Raw genomic sequence first — 16,545 nt, forward strand, 5'->3', positions numbered from 1 at the left:
ACGCCCGCATCCCCGCATCCACAAGGAGACCGCCATGCTCGCGAACCTCACCGGCTGGCACGGCCTCGCCGTGCTCGCCATCATCCTGCTCATCTTCGGCGCGTCGAAGCTGCCCGCGCTCGCGAAGAGCGTGGGCCAGTCGATGCGCATCCTCAGGACGGAGGTGCGTGACCTCGACGTGGACCCGAACCCCGCGGACCCTGTCGGCGAACCGTCGGGCGCACCCGGCAGGCTCACCGCATCCGGGCAACCCACCGCATCCGCCCACACCACCGAGCCCGCCGAGCCCGCCGAGCGCACCTAGTGCAGCCGGCCCGCGCCGCTCACACGGCGGACGCCGCGAGCCGGTCGACGGCGAGCTTCAGGTACGGCGCGGTCGCGCTCCCCGGGGCCGCGGCGATCTCCTGCGGGGTGCCCTGCGCGACGATCGAGCCGCCCTCGTCGCCGGCGCCGGGCCCCAGGTCGAGGACCCAGTCGGCGCCGGCGACGACACGAAGGTCGTGCTCGACCAGGATCACGGTGTTGCCGCGGTCGACAAGGTCGTGCAGGTGCGCGAGCAAGCGGTCGGAGTCGGCGGGATGCAGGCCCGACGTCGGCTCGTCGAGCAGGTAGAGCGTGTCGCCCTGCTGCGCGCGCCGGAGCTCGGCTGCGAGCTTCACCCGCTGCGCTTCCCCGCCGGAGAGCTCGGGCGCCGGCTGGCCGAGCGACACGTAGCCGAGCCCGACGTCGATGAGGGCATCGAGGTGCTGCACGATGTCGGGGCGCCCGGCGAACTTCTCCTTGGCCGCGGTCACGCTCAGCTCCAGCACGTCGGCGATCGACAACCCCTCGACCTCGATCTCAAGCGTCTCCGCGTTATAGCGCTTCCCGCCGCAGGTGGAACACGGCGCCTGCACGGTGGGGAGGAAGAGCAGCTCCACCTCCATGGTGCCCTCGCCCCGGCAGGTCGGGCAGCGGCCGCTCGCGACGTTGAACGAGAAGCGGCTAGCGCTGTAGCGGCGCCGTTTCGCCTCATCGGTGGCCGCGAAGAGCGAGCGGATGCGGTCGAACAGCCCCGTGTAGGTGGCGACGTTCGAGCGCGACGTGCGCCCGATGGGTGCCTGGCTGACCTGCACGATGCGCTTCAGACGCTCGGCGGGGCCGGCCGCACTCCCCCGGGTCGTCTCGACCGTCACGTCGAGCATCGGGTCGCCAGCGGATGCGCCGGGCTCGGCGGGCGCGTCGTCGGCACCGCCCAGCTCGCTCGCGAGGCTCGCCCGCAGGAGGTCAGGCAGCGCCTGGTTCACGAGGGTCGTCTTGCCGGAGCCGGAGACGCCGGTGACCGCGGTGAGGCAGCCCAGCGGGAACTGCACCGAGAGGTCTCGGAGGTTGTTGCGCGTCACGCCCTCAAGGGCGACGTGCTGCTCGCGCGCTCGCGGTGCGCGGGCCACTGGCCTCGGCGAGTCCGGGCAGTCGAACAGGTAGCGGCGCGTGACCGACTCGGGCGCATCCCGCAGCCCTTCGAGCTCGCCCGAGTAGACGATGCCTCCACCGGACGACCCCGCGCCGGGGCCGATGTCGACGATCCAGTCGGCTTCGCGGATGACGTCGAGCGAATGCTCCACATAGAAGACGGTGTTGCCGCGGTCGCGCAGTCCTCGCAGGATGCCGAGGAGTGCCTCGGTGTCGGCGGGATGCAGGCCCGCTGACGGCTCATCGAGCACAAACACGACCCCAAAGAGGCCAGACAGCAGCTGGTTCGCGAGCCGCAGACGCTGGAGCTCCCCGCCGGAGAGCGTGCCGGTTTGCCGATCGAGGGAGAGGTACCCCAACCCGAGGTCGACGAGCGGTGCCAGCCGTGCGCACAGCTCACCCGCCAGGCGTCGCGCCGCGAGCACCTGCTCGGGCGCGAGCCGCCCCGTGACGTGTGCAGGCGCCCATCCTGGCTGGAGCACCTGATCCATCAGCGCGGCCAGCTCGCGCAGTGGCATCGCGGCGAGCTGGGTGATGTCGAGCCCCTCGAACGTCACTGCCAGCGCATCCGGCTTCAGCCTCGTGCCGCGGCACGCCGGGCACACCACGCTTTCCAGGAACGCGGCGGCCTTCTCGCGCATCCGCTCGCTCTTCGAGTTCGCGAAGGTGTCGAGCACGTAGCGCTTCACGCCGACGAACGTGCTCATGTAGGACGGTTCGTCGCCCGCCGCGACGGCCGCGCGCACCTGCGCCGGCGTCTTGCCCGTGAAGACCGGTACCTGCGGCTTCTCGGTGGTGTGCAGCAGCCAGCTCCGCTGGTCCGCGGGCACGTCACGCCAGGGAATATCGATGTCGTACCCCAGCGAGACGAGGCTGTCACGCAACTGTTTGCCATGCCACGCGGTCGGCCAGGCGGCGATCGCTCCGTCACGAATCGTGAGCGACTCGTCCGGGATCATGCGCGACACCGGCACCTCGTAAACCCTGCCGAGTCCGTGGCAGTTCGGGCACGCACCCTGCACGGTGTTCGCCGAGAAGTCCTCGGCGAGCAGCATCGGCGCACCCGCCGGATAGTCACCGACCCGCGAATAGAGCATGCGGACGACGTTCGCGAGCGTCGAGGTGCTGCCGACCGTCGAACGCGCGCTGCCACCGCCTCGCTGCTGCGGGAGCGCGACCGCGGGAGGAAGCCCCTCGACGGCGTCCACGTCGGGTGGCGACACCTGGTTCATGAGGCGGCGGGCGTACGGCGCGACCGACTCGAAGTAGCGTCGCTGCGCCTCGGCGTACAGCGTGCCGAACGCGAGCGAGCTTTTGCCCGACCCAGACACCCCGGTGAAGGCGACCAGCGCATCCCGCGGGATATCGACGTCGACGTCACGGAGGTTGTGCTCACGAGCGCCCCGGACGATCACCCTGGCTGGCGCTTCGGTCGGCGCGTATCCAACGGTGGTGTGTCCCTCGGCGAAGCCCATCAGACCAGCATGACCCCTGCTGGAACGCCGAAGCTGGGTGCCTCAGGTAACGCAAGGTTACGCAAAGCTACGACGACCCAAAAGCGAGTAGAAATGTCTCGTTGTCCGAACATATGACAGCGTCGACCTGGACAAAGGAGTTCCCATGACCGACCAGACCGCCACCCCACGCACCATCGGCGTCGGCCTCATCAGCGTCGGCTGGATGGGCCGGCTTCACTCGCGCGCCTACCGCGCCGTGCCCGACCACTTCCCCGAGCTCGGCATCAAGACCCGCCTCGTCGTCGCCGCCGACCCCGTGCCAGAAGCCCGCGCCCAGGCCGAAGAGCGCCTCGGCTACGAGCGCACCGTCGCCGACTACCACGAGGTGCTCGCCGACCCCGAGGTCGACGTCGTCTCGATCTGCTCACCCAACTTCCTGCACGCCGAGATGGCGATCGCGGCGGCTGAGGCTGGCAAGCCGTTCTGGATCGAGAAGCCCATGGGACGCTACGCCTCAGACTCACGACGCATCGCATCCGCCGTGGATGCTGCCGGCATCGTGACGGCCGTCGGCTTCAACTACCGCAACGCACCGGCGATCGCGTACATGAAGCAGCTCATCGAGGAGGGCGCGATCGGCCGCGTCACCAACGTGCGCGGCGCCTTGCTCGCCGACTACTCGTCCGACGCCCTCGCCCCGCTCACCTGGCGGTTCGAGCGCGAACGCGCCGGCTCTGGCGTGCTCGGCGACCTGCTCTCGCACGGCCTCGACCTCGCGCAGCACGTCGTAGGCCGCATCGGCAGCGTCTCGGCGACGGCGGAGACGTTCATCACGGAACGCCCCGCGCCTGGCACCGGCATCGTCGACCGCTCGGCTCCAGGAACCGGCGAGCTCAAGCCCGTCGAGAACGAGGACTACGCGGCCCTCCTCATGCGCTTCGACAACGGCGCCATCGGCATCATGGACTCGAGCCGCATCATGCGCGGCCCTCGCGCCGAGTACGCCCTCGAGGTGTATGGCACCAAGGGCTCGATGCGCTGGGACTTCCAGCGACTCAACGAACTCGAGGTCTGCCTCGACTCGTCCACCCCCTACGGCTACACGACCGTCTACATGTCCCCCGGCCACGGCGAGTTCCACCGCTTCCAGCCGGGCGGCGGCACCGGCATGGGCTTCGACGACCTCAAGACCATCGAGGCAGCTCGCTTCCTCGAGAGCGTCGCCACGGGCATCCAGGTCGCCCCCTCGGTCGCCGACGGCCTCGTCGCGGCGCAGATCGTCGAAGCAGCCGAAGCCTCCATCGAGGACGGCCGCTGGCACGACGTGCCCGCCCGCGCGTAGCCCGGCTCCGCGCTCCATCCGCCACCTCGGCCCGGGTCTCGGGATGGGTTCCTCACCTCGGGATGGGTTGCAACCCATCCACAGATGAGGAACCCATCCCGAGACGACGCGCGGCTGGACAGCGAACAGCCCGGGACAGCCGCGGGTTAGAACGTCGCGGCGTCGATCACGAAGCGGTAGCGGACGTCGGACTTAAGGACCCGCTCGTAGGCGTCGTTGATCTGGGCCGCCTCGATGAGCTCGATCTCCGGAGCGATGTTGTGCTCGGCGCAGAAGTCGAGCATCTCCTGCGTCTCGCGGATGCTGCCGATCGTTGATCCGGCGAAGGAGCGGCGGTTGTTGAACAGCGTGAACGCGCGTACCGGGATGGGCTCGGCGGGCGCACCCACGTAGACCATGGTGCCGTCGAGCGTCAGCAGGTTGAGGTACTGGTCGATCTCGAGGTTCGCGCTGACCGTGTTGATGATGAGGTCGAACGTGTTGCGCAGCTCTGTGAAGGTGGCCTCGTCGCTCGTTGCGCAGTAGTGCTTCGCGCCGAAGCGCAGGCCGTCTTCCTGCTTGCTGAGGGTCTGCGAGAGCACGGTGACCTCTGCGCTCATGGCGACGGCGATCTTCACGGCCATGTGGCCGAGCCCGCCCATGCCGACGACGGCGACCTTCTTACCTGGGCCGGCCTGCCAGTGGGCGAGCGGCGAGTAGGTGGTGACGCCGGCGCAGAGCAGCGGCGCGGCCTTCTCGTAGGGGATGCTCTCGGGCACGCTGAGCACGAAGTCGGCGTCGACGACGACGTTCGTCGCGTAGCCGCCCTGCGTGATGCTGCCGTCGCGGTCCTTGCCGCCGTACGTCATGACGTTGCCGTTGGTGCAGTACTGCTCGGAGCCTGCCTTGCAGTTGTCGCACTCGCGGCACGAGTTGACCATGCAGCCGACGCCGACGCGGTCGCCGACCTTGTGCTTCGTGACATCGCCGCCCACCTCGGCGACGGTGCCGACGATCTCGTGGCCGGGGGCGAGCGGGTAGGGCACGCGGCCCCATTCGCCGCGCACGGTGTGGATGTCGGAGTGGCAGATGCCCGAGTAGGCGATGTCGATGAGCACGTCGTTCGGGCCGACGGCGCGGCGCTCGATGGTGGTGGGCTCGAGCGGTTCGGTGGCTGAGGGGGCCGCGTAGGCCTTTGCGGTCGTCATAGGTGCTCCTTCGGGGTGTTCGTGGAGTGCGTGGCCCCGCCCGCGCCGGGTTCTCGGGGCGAGTGGGACGGAGGAGACTCTATGCCTCGCCGCCGACATTCACTCTCCGGATGCGTTCAGGTCGCCGCGTTTGAGGGCGACGTTGGGGTTCGTCGGCGGCGCCGGCTTCCCTGCCGGCCCTGCGGAACCGGCAGCCGCATCCACGACCTCGTCGACGGACACGATGCGGAGCATGCCGGTCTCGAGGCCCACGGCGACCTCGTCGGGGATCATGTAGAGCGCGCGCGTCTCGGGGCCGGCGCTGGCGGTGCCGCGGAACTGGCGCTTCGACATGACCATCGGCTCGGGGATCGTGCCCTGGCGGCGACGGCGGCTACGTCGGAACTGCCTGGCGAGGAACCGGCCCAGGGTGACGCCGCCTGCGATGCCGATGCCGATCGATCCGGCCTGCACGAGCCGGAGCACGCCGTCGTCGGAGGAGTCGCTGGACGTGATGTCGAGCATGCCCTGGTAGATGGCGAGGCCGGGTAGGAGGGGCACGGTGCCGCAGACGGCGGTGATGGTGGCGGGGATGTGCAGCTTGCGCGAGAGGGACTCGGCGAGGAGCCCGACGATGAGGGCGGGGACGGCCGTGGCGACGAGGGGCTCGGTGCCGGCCGTCGCCAGGACGTCGTAGACGAGGTAGGCGATGCCGCCGAAGATCATGACGACGAATGCGGTGCGGATGGTCGCGTAGGAGGCGAGCGCCCAGGCGGCGGCCGCGACGGCGGCGCCGAAGACCTGGACGGCGGAGGGCCACGGCTGCACGGATCGCTCGACGAGGCGCAGGTCGATGCCGAGCCCGCGGGCGACGTCGAGCACGATCGCGATGCCGACGATGAGGCCGAGCGTGAGCAGCACCACCTCGAGCAGCCTGCCCATGGCGGTGATCGGGAAGCCGTTGATGGCGTCGTCGGCCGCGCCCACGAACGACATTCCGGCGAGCAACACGACGAGGCCGGATGCGACGACGAGCGCCGGGGGCAGCGCGGCGAATTCGACGGGCAGCACGGGGAGCGCGGCGAGGAGCCCGACGGCGACGCCGGTCGCGATGGCGGCGCCGGCGATCTGGAGGAAGAACGCGGGCAGCCCCCATCGGCCGAGGGCTTGGAGGACGAGGTCGACGACGACGGTCGTCGCGGCGGAGAGGAGGCAGACGAGCGGGCCGCCGCCGAGGAGGAAGCCGACGCCGCCGGCCATGAGGGCCAGCCACAGGGTCACCATCGAGCGGCGGAAGCGCTGCGGGGCGACGAGGATTTCGTCGAGGCGCTGGTGGAACGACTCGAGCTGGTTCAGCGCCTCTTCGAGCTTCGCGGGGTCGTCGATGGTCTCGGCGACATCGATGTCGTTCGGGTCTGCGGCGATCTCGCGCGACAGCTCCATGACGCGGGTGAGGCGGTCGTAGTCTGGCAGCCTGCTGTTGACGACGCGCAGGAGGCTGATGCCCGCGCCGTCATTAGCGCCGTCGTGCACGACAAGGATGGACGTGAACGTGAGGTCGATCTGGCAGTCGACACCGAAAGCCTTCGTGGTGCGGCGGATGGCGTCGGTCACGTCGGTGGCGGAGGCGCCGAGGGCGAGCATCGTCTCGCCGAGCCTGACGGCCAACTCGAGGACTTCGCGGATGCTCCGCTCGGCCATGAGGGCACGCTGCGCGCGGCGCCCCACGGTTGACGACGGGGCTTTGCCGCCGACCTTCCTGGCCAGGTTGTCGAAGAAGTTCTTACCGCGCACGGCCGGAGTCTAATTCCGCGTTGGGGTGCGCGTCAGCGCCCCGAGACGATGTGCACGAGGCCTCGCAGGGCCGCGCCGAGCGGCTCGACGTCCTCGGCGGTGTTGTGCACGTGGAAGGAGAGCCGCAAGTTACCGGCGCGGTTCGCGGCCATCACGTCGAAGCGCGCCAGCGTGTCTCTGATCTGCTGGGCGGCCCCGTCCGCCGGGGCGAGCGCGAGGATCGCGGAGCGCGCATCCGGGAGCCCGGCGGCGGCCGCGAAAGCGCCGCTCACCGCGAGCGCGTGCGCCTCCAGATCTCGCGCGCCGATGCCGAGCAGGAACTCGAGCGACGCCTCCGTGCCCACCCACGCGTGCCAGGCGGGCGAGACGTCGAAGCGACGCGCATCCGCCGCGAGCCGCAGCGGCAGCCCGTAGATGCTCGCCCACGGGTCCTCCCCCGCGTACCAGTTCGCGGCGAGGGGGCGGATGCTCGTGTGCAGCTCAGGGGTGAGCGTCAGGAACGCCGTGCCACGCGGGCAAAGGAGCCACTTGTAGGCGGCGCACACGGTCGCGTCGAAGCGGCTCGCATCCACCTGCATCCACCCCGCCGCCTGCGTCAGGTCGATGAGCGTCCGCGTGCCGTGCCGCCTGGCCGCGGCTTCGATGGCCTCGAGGTCCGCGACCGCGCCGGTGCTGGACTGCAACGCCGAGACGACAACCCAGGCGGTGTCTGGCCCGATCTCGTCGGCGATGCGATGCACCGGCACCTCGCGCAGGCGAAGGCCCCGGTCGGCGTGCGCCGCGAACGGGAAGCTGACGCTCGTGAAGTCGTGCTCGGCGAACAGCACCTCCGCGCCGTCGGGCACCGACGCGGCGATGAGCCCCACGAGGGGCGAGACCTGGTTGCCGATCGCCACCCACTCCGTTGGGACACGCACGAGCTGCGCGTACAGGGCGCGCGAACGGCCAACGGTGCCGTCGTAGTCGCTCGCCTGCCGCCGCCCCGCGCTCCAGCCGGCGAGCTCGCGGGTGAGCGCATCCGTCGTCGCTTTCGGTGGCAGGCCCATCGATGCGGTGTTGAGGTACAGGGGCTCCGGCGAGAAGGCGGCGGCGTGGATCCAGGACATGCGGCCAGGCTAGCGACCTCTGGCGGACTCGCCCGGCTTTGTGCTCAACCTGTGCACTGGCGTCTTGGCGCACGGCGCAATAGTTTGATCGCATGACCAGCCTCCAGGCGTCGCGATCTCGCCACCGAGTGGCCGTGGCTTCAGCCGTTCTCCTGTGCGCGACGGTGCTGCCCGGATGCGCGCCGGCGGGCGCACCAAGTGAGAGCCCGGCTGCGGCGGCGACCGTGAGCCCCGGCGCCTATCTCGAGGAGTTCGAGCTCGCGGTCGCTGAGCCAGCGACAGCGGACGACCTCGGCCTGCTTCTTCAGGACGGCCTCCTTCGGAGGATTGCGGCGGTGTTGAACGAGGACGGGCAGAGTTTCCGACTCGTGCGCTCCGAATCCATAAGCGGTTCCTGCGGCGAATCGCCCACGCGCCTGATGCTGCTCGACTCGACCACAATCCTCATCACCTACGAGGATCTCTATCCCTTCGCGTCGTGCTTGTTGTCAGATACGCCCCGCGTCGACGAGTTCCAGGTGCCGCCCGGTGTGGATCCAGTCGGGCTCGAAGTGCGAATCACGAGCACGCACTCGGCCTCGCAGCCGTTGACCTTCGATGCCCCGAATCTGGGTTCGACGGTCGGTGGCTCGGCTTCGAGCAGCACCGCGCTCGCCGACGTTCCTGCCAGGCCTGCAACAGCCGAGGAGTCTGCGCTCATGACTGGCGACAAGACCATCCCCCGACACCCCAAGCTCGTCGCGAGCGACAGCAGCACCTTCACGATCGCCCGGTTCGACGCGCTGGAGCCATGCAATTCCCTACCCAGCGAGCTGATCGTGCTCAACCCCTCGGAGATCTCCGTCAACTACCGAGCCGCCGCCGTCGATGGCAGCTATCCGAGCTGCGGCCCCGGCTCCGTCGACTTGGCCGAGCGATTCGACATTCCGGCCAGCGTCACGGGCACGGTGACGGTCTCCATCACTGAGGAGTCGACGAAGGCGCAGCCGCTGTACATCGAGCCAGCCTCCGCGTGAGATCGTTGGTCGCATGAAACTCGCCGAAGCGCTGCTCGAGCGCGCTGACCTGCAGAAGCGCGTCGAGTCGTTGCAGGCTCGCATCGTCGCGAACGCCTCCTACCAGGAGGGCGAGCAGCCCACAGAGGACGCGGCTGAGCTCCTCGACGAGTGCGCGACCCGGCTCCTGCAGCTGGAGCGCCTCGTGACCTCCATCAACATCACCAACGCGACCGCTGCCACGGAGGACGGGCGCTCGATCACGGCCCTCCTCGCGGCGCGCGAGACGCTGCGCAGTCAGCACAGCATCCTGGTTCGGGCAGCGGATGCGGCGGCCGGGTCGTGGGGGCAGCGGCAGATGCGCAGCGAACTGCGGCAGATGTCGGCGTTGCCCGTGCGCGACGTGCGAGCCAAGGCCGACGGGGTCGCGCAGGCGCTGCGCGAACTCGATGTGGTTATTCAGCGCACGAACTGGGAGGTTGAGCTCCTGGAGGCTTGATTTCGGACGAGCGAGCTGCGACACGAATCACGCGGTGAGTCGGTAGGCGCACGGCGCGAGCACACACCGAGGGCTGGCGGTTTTCCAGTCCACCTGTCGACGCGGTGGGCAGCGTCACGGCTTCGGCCGTCACACCTCAGCCCAGCATCCCTCACCGGGAACCGCGCACGCAGGACACCTCATCACCATGTGCTGGCCGGGCGCCGAGGGCGGGATCGGGGACCTCACCGCATGCACATCGTCGCGCCGCCGCGCCGCTGCGCCGCCGCACCTCGGGCGGGTGCTCGGCGGTTCTAGGCGGTTGGCTGCACGGAGACCGCGAACCACTGCCCGTAGCCGTCCTGCGCGAAGGTCAGCGTCGAGCCACGTTCGATGACCGGAGTGTTGTGCGTGCCGAACATCGACACGTCGCGCGTGTCGTAGCTCTCGCCGGGACGGACCTTGCCGTCGACGATCGGCAGCAGCGCGACCGGCCCGTCGGTCATGAGGCCAGGGAGATCGCGTTCGCCGATGCGGAAGCGGTCGCGTTCGATGCCGGTCTCCGCGGCGAGGGCGTCGACGTCGCTGTACGGGCAGCCGAGCACGAACCCGGATGCGTCGTCGGGCAGCAGCTCGTCGATGTTCATGGTCGCCGAGAGCTCGTTGACCTCGAGGTGATCGAGCAGGCGCACGGGTTCCGGGGCGGCGCAGGCCGACAGCGAGAGCGCGGCGAGCACACCGAGGGCTGCGAAGCTCACAATACGACGGGGGTGCACGACGTCGAGACTACGCGTTGGACCGGGTCGATCGCGTCATCCGAAGTACTGAAGTTCATCATCCGACAGGCGGATGCGCCGGAGTTACGGGCATGCGTACGGGTTTCGTGTCGATGGGCGCGAGATGGGCTCGGGGAACAGCTTCTGCGGCTCGTGTAGCTCCGCGCGGTGCGCCCCGCAGCTCGCGCACACGCTGTAGACAACGACGCCGAGCGAGGTCGAGTGGCGGGATGCGGTCACCCAGCCATGCTCTCGATGCGGCGGCGCGTCTGGCGAGGTTGCTGCGTTGGTACGCGGAAGCTCGATGGGGCGGGTGGCGGAGTCGTCTGCGGGGGTGAGTTTCTTCATGCACTCGAGCCTGGTGTAATAGTCTTATGCATCTCAACCCTTACGGTGAATACGCGGTCGAGCTGGCCGCGTCCCTGGCAAACGACTGGCCTGAGGACCGCCCCGCGCTGCTCGCGCGGACCCGCGAGTTCGGCATGACGATGCCGTTCCCACCAGAGGAAGCAGACCACTCGCGCACTCGCGCCGTGATCGACGACTGGCTCAGGGTCGTCGACGCTCCGACCGACGAAGACCGCGCCGAGGTCCTGAACACCCTCATGGCATCCGCGACCGCATACCCGCGCCTCACGAACCACGACAATGAGGGCTGGCACCTGCACTACCGCGACTGGAACATGTCACTGCCGCAAATTCTGCTGGCCGTGATCACGGTTGGGACGGCACTTCACCTCACGACGAGGGGCATGCATCGCCTGAGCCGGTGCGCCGCCGGCGTTGACCCCGGCGACGACTGCAGGAACATCGTCGTCGACACCACCCGCAACGGGCGCCAGCGCTACTGCTCGGTGAGGTGCGCGAACCGGGCCGCCGTTCGCCGGCACCGCGCCCGCGCCGCGGGGTGAGCATCCACCGCTGAGCATCCCTCCGCCACGAGGGCATGCGCCGGGGATGCCCTCGCGCACACGTGATGGGTTTCGCTGACTGGTGATGGGAAAGGACCCATCACCAGTCAGCGAAACCCATCACACTCCGCAGCAGAACCCATCAGAGTGCGCCGAACCTGAATTACGCGTTCGTCGCCTCGAGCCCGCGTTCGAGGTCGGCGAGGATGTCGTCGATGCCCTCGATGCCGATCGACAGGCGGATGAGCCCCGGCGTCACGCCGGCCTCGTCGCGCTGCTCCTGCGACGACCGCTTGAAGATCGTCGACTCCATGTGCAGCGCCAGCGTGCGGACGTCGCCGATGTGGGTCATGTGGCTGACCAACTGCAGAGCTTCCACGAATTTGCGCGCCGCATCCGGCCCGCCTGGCAGGTCGAACGAGACAACCGAGCCCGCGCCGTCCGGCAGGTACTTCTGCCCGAGTTCGTAGTAGGCGTTCGAGGGCAGCCCGGCGTAGTCGACGGAGGCGACCTCTGGCCGCGACTCGAGCCATTCGGCGACGCGCTGGGCGTTCGCGACGTGGCGTTCCATGCGCAGCGACAGGGTTTCGATGCCGTGGAGCAGCAGGAAGGTGCTCGTCGGCGGCACGGTCGGGCCGTAGTCGAGCACGGTCACCGACTTCACGTAGCTCATGAACGTGTCGGCGCCGTAGCGCTCGATGAACGACGGAGCGCCTTCGAACGACCCCTTCGTGAAGTGCGGGAAGCGGTCGGCGTTGGCGGCCCAGTCGAACTTGCCGGCGTCGACGATGACACCTCCGATGACCGAGCCGTGGCCCGAGAGCCACTTGGAGGTTGAGTGGATGACGATGTCGGCGCCCCATTCGATGGGGCGACAGAGGTAGGGGGTTGCGACGGTGTTGTCGACGATGAGCGGCACGCCTGCCCGCTTCGCGACCCGCCCGAGGAGTTCGAGATCGACGACGTCGTTCTTCGGGTTCGGCACCGACTCCGTGTACACGGCCCGAGTCTCGGGTCGCACGCGCGCGAGCCATTCCTCCTCGGTCGCGTCCGCGTCGAGGAACTCGAAGTTCAACCCTTGGCGGGTGAGGCTGCCGTCGAACAGCTGGCGCGTGCCGCCGTAGAGGCTGGCCGTCGAGAGGATGTGGTCACCGGATGCGGCGAGCGAGAAGAGCGTCATGGCTATGGCCGCCTGCCCGCTCGAGACGACGAGGCCGTTCCGGCCGCCCTCGAGGTTCGCGATGCGCTTGCCCGCGACCACGTTCGTCGGGTTGTCGCCGCGAGAGTACGCGCGGCCGACGCTCTCACCGGAGAACCGGGCCTCGGCCTCGTCGTAGGAGGGGAAAACGTACCCCGCGCTCTGGTAGATCGGGGTCACGCGCGCGCCGACGTCGCTGTCGACGACCGCACCGGCGTGGATCTGCCGGGTCGCAAAGGTCTGTTCGTTTCGCTCTTCAATGGCCACAGGGTCAACGTACGGAACTCGCGTCACCTTGTGGAGCCTCAGCGAAATCTTTGGAAATACGCGGAGGACCGCGGGCGTTGACGTGGCTACGCTTCCCCCATGCCGTCGCCCACACGCAAGTACGAGACCACCGGACGCTTCGACGAGGTCAGCCGCGAGGAGCTGGACCGCCCTGACAGCCGCAAGTGGAGCCTCAACGAGGGCACCATCGGCGCGTGGGTCGCCGAGATGGACTTCGGCACCGCCTCCAACGTGCGGGACGCGATCCTCGGCGCCGTCGCGAAGGACGAGCTGGGCTACCTCGCGCCACCCACCTGGGCGCGGACCACGGCCGCCGCATCCGCGTTCTTCGAGCGACGCTACGGGTGGACGGTCGAGCCCGAGCGCATCCACCACATCGCCGACGTCATGGGCGCCTTCGACGTGTTCGTGCGGCACTTCACCGAGCCTGGCACGCCCATCATCGTGCCGACGCCCGCGTACATGCCGTTCCTTGTGACCGAAGCCCTGCAGGGGCGCGAGACCATCGAGGTGCCTGGTGTCGTCGAGCACGGCCGCTGGACGCTCGACTTCGACGGCATCGAGCGCGCGTTCGCAGGCGGGCCCGCGAACGTGGTGCTCGTCAACCCGCACAACCCGACCGGCTCGATCTACAGCCGCGACGAGCTGCTACGCCTGGCCGACATCGTCGAGCGCGGCGGCGGTCGCGTCTTCGCCGACGAGATCTGGGCTCCGCTCACGCTCGACGGGCCGGGGCACATCCCCTACGCTTCGATTTCCGACGCGGCGGCCCGCCACTCGGTGACCTCGACGGCGGCCTCGAAGGCGTGGAACGTCGCCGGACTCAAGTCGGCGCAGATCATCTTCACCAACGACGACGACCTGGAACGCTACCGGGGGTTCGGCTTCGGGGTCGTCTGGGGCTCCTCGATCCTCGGCGCGTTCGCCGCCGAGGCCGCCTACAGCGACAGCGACGAGTGGCTCGACGAGGTCAACGGCGCCCTCGTCGAGAATCGCGACCTGCTGTTCTCGCTCGTCGCCGAGCACCTGCCGGGGGTGCGCGCGATCGTCCCAGAGTCGACGTATGTGGCGTGGCTCGATGTCTCGGAGCTCGGCCTCGAGGGCTCGCCTGCCGCGTTTTTCCTCGAGCACGCCGGCGTCACGCTGACGGCGGGGGCATCGTGCGGGGCCGACTTCGAGCACTACGTGCGCATCGTGTTCGCGACGCCGAAGCCTGTGCTCTCCGAGATCGTGCAGCGCATGGCGGATGCGCTCGCCGCCCGCGAGGTGCGCTGAGGCTAACCCTGCTCGGCGATGCGCTCGTGGTGGCGAATCACCTCGGCAATGACGAAGTTGATGAAGGTCTCGGCGAATTCCGGGTCGAGGTGCGCCTCTTCCGCGAGCTCGCGGAGGCGACGGATCTGGCGGCGCTCCCGCTCCGGGTCGGCCGGCGGGAGGCCGTGCTCCGCCTTGAGCTCACCGACGAGCGTAGTGAACTTGAAGCGCTCGGCGAGCATGTGCACGAGCGCGGCGTCGATGTTGTCGATGCTGCCGCGGATCGAGGTGAGACGGCGCATCACGGCCTCGTCTGCGGCCTGGGGCGGGCTCGTGACGTCCGCTTCGCGAGCGGATGCGGTGCTCGCGACGCCATCGACGTCCTCGTTCTGGAGTGCGGGGGCTTCGCTCGATGAAGACATGCCAGGAGCCTAGCGCCGGGGTTGCGCTCGCGAGAAACACGTAGTCGCAGTTCGCGGAGCAAAACTGCAGATTGTCAACAATCTACGACGGGGCTACGCTGGGCGCATGCCAACCCCCCGAGAGCGAGAAGGCGCCCACCACCACGGCGACCACGCCGCTGGCCACGACCACGAAGGCGGCGAGGCCTTCAGCCCCGCGCATCCGTGCGTCGACCGCACCCCCTCGGAAGCCGAGGGGCACGGCCACAGCCACGGCCTCGGAGATCACGCCACGGCAACGGGGAAGCACCGCAAGAAGCTCGTCATCGTGCTCGCGATCACGGCGAGCGTGTTCCTCGTGCAGGTGGTCGGCGCCATCGCATCCAACTCGCTCTCGCTCCTCGCCGACGCGGGCCACATGCTCACCGACGCCGCCGGCGTCACGGTCGCCCTGCTCGCGAGCTACGTCGCGACCCTGCCCGCCTCGTCGAAGCGAACCTTCGGCTTCCAGCGCGCCGAGGTGCTCGCCGCCCTGATCAACGGGCTCATCCTGGGCGTCATCGCCGTGACGATCTTCATCGAGGCGATCCGCCGCTTCGGGCAGGAAGTCGAGATCGAATCAGGCATCATGCTCGCCGCCGCCGTCATCGGCGCGCTCGCGAACCTCATCTCACTGCTCGTCCTGCGCTCCGGGCAGAAGGAAAGCCTGAACGTGCGGGGAGCCTACCTCGAGGTCCTCGGCGACCTCCTCGGCTCCGTGGCCGTCATCATCGCTGCCGTCGTGATCTGGGTGACGGGATGGATGGTCGCCGACCAGATCGCGTCCATCCTGATCGCCCTCCTCATCTTCCCGAGGGCGATCAGCCTGTTGCGCGAGGTCGTCGACGTGCTCATGGAGGCGACGCCGAAGAACGTCGACCTCGACGCCACCCGCGAGCACCTGCGGTCGGTTCCCGGGGTCGTGGATGTGCATGACGTGCACGCCTGGACCATCACCTCGGGCGTACCCATGTTCTCTGCCCATGTCGTCGTCGCCCCGGAGGCCCTGGACGAACGCGGACTCGACGCCGTGCTGTGCGAGCTCGACGCGTGCCTCAAGGGGCACTTCGAGACGAGCCACAGCACGTTCCAGGTCGAGCCCGCCGCCCACGTCGGCCACGAGGCGCACTCGGGGCAGTTGCATTCATGAGCACATCAGACATGGCAGACCTCACCATCACTCCCGTCCCAGGCATCCAGAGCCAGCCGACGTCGGCGATCCTCGCCGGCCACCTGCGCGACCGGGTCGTCGAGGGCACGTTCGCGCCCGGTGCGCAGCTCAACGAAGCCCGCATCGCCGGCGAGTTCCAGGTCTCACGGGGACCAGTCCGCGAGGCCCTGCAGCGCCTCGTGCAGGAGGGGCTGCTCGAAAGCCGACGCAACCGCGGCGTCTTCGTTCGCGAGCTCACCGAGGAGGACGCGGCAGAGATCTTCGCCGCCCGCGAAGTGCTCGAGTGCGCCGCCGCGGCCGTCATCGCCGCGAAGCCCGCCCAGGAGCGCGCGGCGATCGCATCCGCCCTCTCGTCGGTCGTGAGCGACCTCAACGCCGCCATCGCCAACGGCGACGACGCGAAGGCACTCCGCCTCGATCACGAGTTCCACAGCCGCTTCGTGCAGAGCGCAGGCAACTCCAGGCTGGCCCGCGCCTACGCGACAATCGCCACCGAGTCGCTCATCTGCTCGGCGCATTCCGTCGGCGTGCATCCGCCCCTCGGAGACTTCAGCGCGCACCACGAAGCCCTCGTCAGCCTGACCGAGCGAGGAGACATCGAAGGCATCCACGCGGCCGTGCACCAGCACCTGTCGCACCACTAGGTGTATTGACCCGTGAGGTTGTGAACACGGTCTGAGGGGCGTTGGCCGCCGATCCCGGTGTGGGGTCTGTGGT

At 69.1% G+C, this 16,545-nt stretch carries 16 protein-coding genes; 8 read left to right on the plus strand and 8 right to left on the minus strand.

Translation table 11 applies throughout. From position 1 onward, the window contains the following. The first annotated feature begins 34 nt into the window (after nt 1–34). A complete protein-coding gene (locus ACPYN9_RS16115; RefSeq protein ID WP_424467711.1) occupies nt 35–304 on the plus strand; it encodes a twin-arginine translocase TatA/TatE family subunit in 270 nt (89 codons plus the stop codon). Between the two features lie 19 nt (nt 305–323). Here ACPYN9_RS16115 and ACPYN9_RS16120 read toward each other — a convergent pair whose 3' ends face one another. Beyond that, nucleotides 324–2,927: an excinuclease ABC subunit A gene (locus tag ACPYN9_RS16120; protein WP_424467713.1), complete on the minus strand. Its 2,604-nt coding sequence runs from the start codon at nt 2,925–2,927 to the stop codon at nt 324–326. A 145-nt stretch (nt 2,928–3,072) separates the two neighbouring features. On the opposite strand from ACPYN9_RS16120, the gene ACPYN9_RS16125 reads away from it, so the two are divergent. After that, complete coding sequence (locus tag ACPYN9_RS16125; RefSeq protein WP_424467715.1) at nt 3,073–4,251, plus strand: Gfo/Idh/MocA family protein; 1,179 nt, start codon at nt 3,073–3,075, stop codon at nt 4,249–4,251. Nucleotides 4,252–4,397: 146 nt separating this feature from the next. Here ACPYN9_RS16125 and ACPYN9_RS16130 read toward each other — a convergent pair whose 3' ends face one another. From ACPYN9_RS16130 to ACPYN9_RS16140, 3 genes are all read right to left on the minus strand, one after another. After that, the gene (locus ACPYN9_RS16130; protein ID WP_424467717.1) at nt 4,398–5,438 is read right to left on the minus strand and encodes an NAD(P)-dependent alcohol dehydrogenase; all 1,041 of its coding nucleotides are present in this window, start codon (nt 5,436–5,438) and stop codon (nt 4,398–4,400) included. Between the two features lie 99 nt (nt 5,439–5,537). Beyond that, nucleotides 5,538–7,211 carry a threonine/serine ThrE exporter family protein gene (locus tag ACPYN9_RS16135; RefSeq protein ID WP_424467718.1) on the minus strand — a complete coding sequence of 558 codons (1,674 nt, stop codon included), beginning with the start codon at nt 7,209–7,211 and terminating at the stop codon, nt 5,538–5,540. Between the two features lie 32 nt (nt 7,212–7,243). After that, complete coding sequence (locus tag ACPYN9_RS16140) at nt 7,244–8,317, minus strand: aminotransferase class V-fold PLP-dependent enzyme (protein WP_424467720.1); 1,074 nt, start codon at nt 8,315–8,317, stop codon at nt 7,244–7,246. 134 nt (nt 8,318–8,451) lie between these two features. On the opposite strand from ACPYN9_RS16140, the gene ACPYN9_RS16145 reads away from it, so the two are divergent. Together ACPYN9_RS16145 and ACPYN9_RS16150 are read left to right on the plus strand one after the other, a co-directional pair. Next, a complete protein-coding gene (locus ACPYN9_RS16145) occupies nt 8,452–9,333 on the plus strand; it encodes a hypothetical protein (protein WP_424467722.1) in 882 nt (293 codons plus the stop codon). Nucleotides 9,334–9,346: 13 nt separating this feature from the next. After that, the gene (locus tag ACPYN9_RS16150; RefSeq protein WP_424467724.1) at nt 9,347–9,811 is read left to right on the plus strand and encodes a DIP1984 family protein; all 465 of its coding nucleotides are present in this window, start codon (nt 9,347–9,349) and stop codon (nt 9,809–9,811) included. A 293-nt stretch (nt 9,812–10,104) separates the two neighbouring features. On the opposite strand, the gene ACPYN9_RS16155 is transcribed toward ACPYN9_RS16150, so the two are convergent. Further along, nucleotides 10,105–10,566, minus strand: coding sequence for a hypothetical protein (locus ACPYN9_RS16155; RefSeq protein ID WP_424467726.1), 462 nt, complete (start codon nt 10,564–10,566; stop codon nt 10,105–10,107). Nucleotides 10,567–10,650: 84 nt separating this feature from the next. Next, on the minus strand, nt 10,651–10,914 hold the full coding sequence (locus ACPYN9_RS16160) for a hypothetical protein (RefSeq protein ID WP_424467728.1): 264 nt from the start codon (nt 10,912–10,914) through the stop codon (nt 10,651–10,653). Between the two features lie 26 nt (nt 10,915–10,940). Between ACPYN9_RS16160 and ACPYN9_RS16165 the strand changes: the two genes are divergently transcribed. After that, on the plus strand, nt 10,941–11,477 hold the full coding sequence (locus ACPYN9_RS16165) for a CGNR zinc finger domain-containing protein (protein WP_424467730.1): 537 nt from the start codon (nt 10,941–10,943) through the stop codon (nt 11,475–11,477). Nucleotides 11,478–11,640: 163 nt separating this feature from the next. Here ACPYN9_RS16165 and ACPYN9_RS16170 read toward each other — a convergent pair whose 3' ends face one another. Further along, the gene (locus ACPYN9_RS16170) at nt 11,641–12,942 is read right to left on the minus strand and encodes an O-acetylhomoserine aminocarboxypropyltransferase/cysteine synthase family protein (RefSeq protein ID WP_424467732.1); all 1,302 of its coding nucleotides are present in this window, start codon (nt 12,940–12,942) and stop codon (nt 11,641–11,643) included. 99 nt (nt 12,943–13,041) lie between these two features. On the opposite strand from ACPYN9_RS16170, the gene ACPYN9_RS16175 reads away from it, so the two are divergent. Further along, nucleotides 13,042–14,238, plus strand: a complete 1,197-nt coding sequence (locus ACPYN9_RS16175; protein ID WP_424467734.1) for a MalY/PatB family protein — start codon at nt 13,042–13,044, stop codon at nt 14,236–14,238. A 2-nt stretch (nt 14,239–14,240) separates the two neighbouring features. On the opposite strand, the gene ACPYN9_RS16180 is transcribed toward ACPYN9_RS16175, so the two are convergent. Further along, nucleotides 14,241–14,639 carry a chorismate mutase gene (locus ACPYN9_RS16180; RefSeq protein ID WP_424467736.1) on the minus strand — a complete coding sequence of 133 codons (399 nt, stop codon included), beginning with the start codon at nt 14,637–14,639 and terminating at the stop codon, nt 14,241–14,243. Nucleotides 14,640–14,745: 106 nt separating this feature from the next. On the opposite strand from ACPYN9_RS16180, the gene ACPYN9_RS16185 reads away from it, so the two are divergent. Together ACPYN9_RS16185 and ACPYN9_RS16190 are read left to right on the plus strand one after the other, a co-directional pair. Continuing rightward, a complete protein-coding gene (locus ACPYN9_RS16185) occupies nt 14,746–15,807 on the plus strand; it encodes a cation diffusion facilitator family transporter (RefSeq protein WP_424467738.1) in 1,062 nt (353 codons plus the stop codon). Beyond that, a complete protein-coding gene (locus tag ACPYN9_RS16190; protein WP_424467740.1) occupies nt 15,804–16,472 on the plus strand; it encodes a GntR family transcriptional regulator in 669 nt (222 codons plus the stop codon). The genes ACPYN9_RS16185 and ACPYN9_RS16190 overlap by 4 nt, the downstream gene beginning before the upstream one ends. Nucleotides 16,473–16,545: the final 73 nt, after the last annotated feature.

Source organism: Pseudoclavibacter helvolus (assembly GCF_049707175.1).
Taxonomy (GTDB): domain Bacteria; phylum Actinomycetota; class Actinomycetes; order Actinomycetales; family Microbacteriaceae; genus Pseudoclavibacter; species Pseudoclavibacter helvolus_A.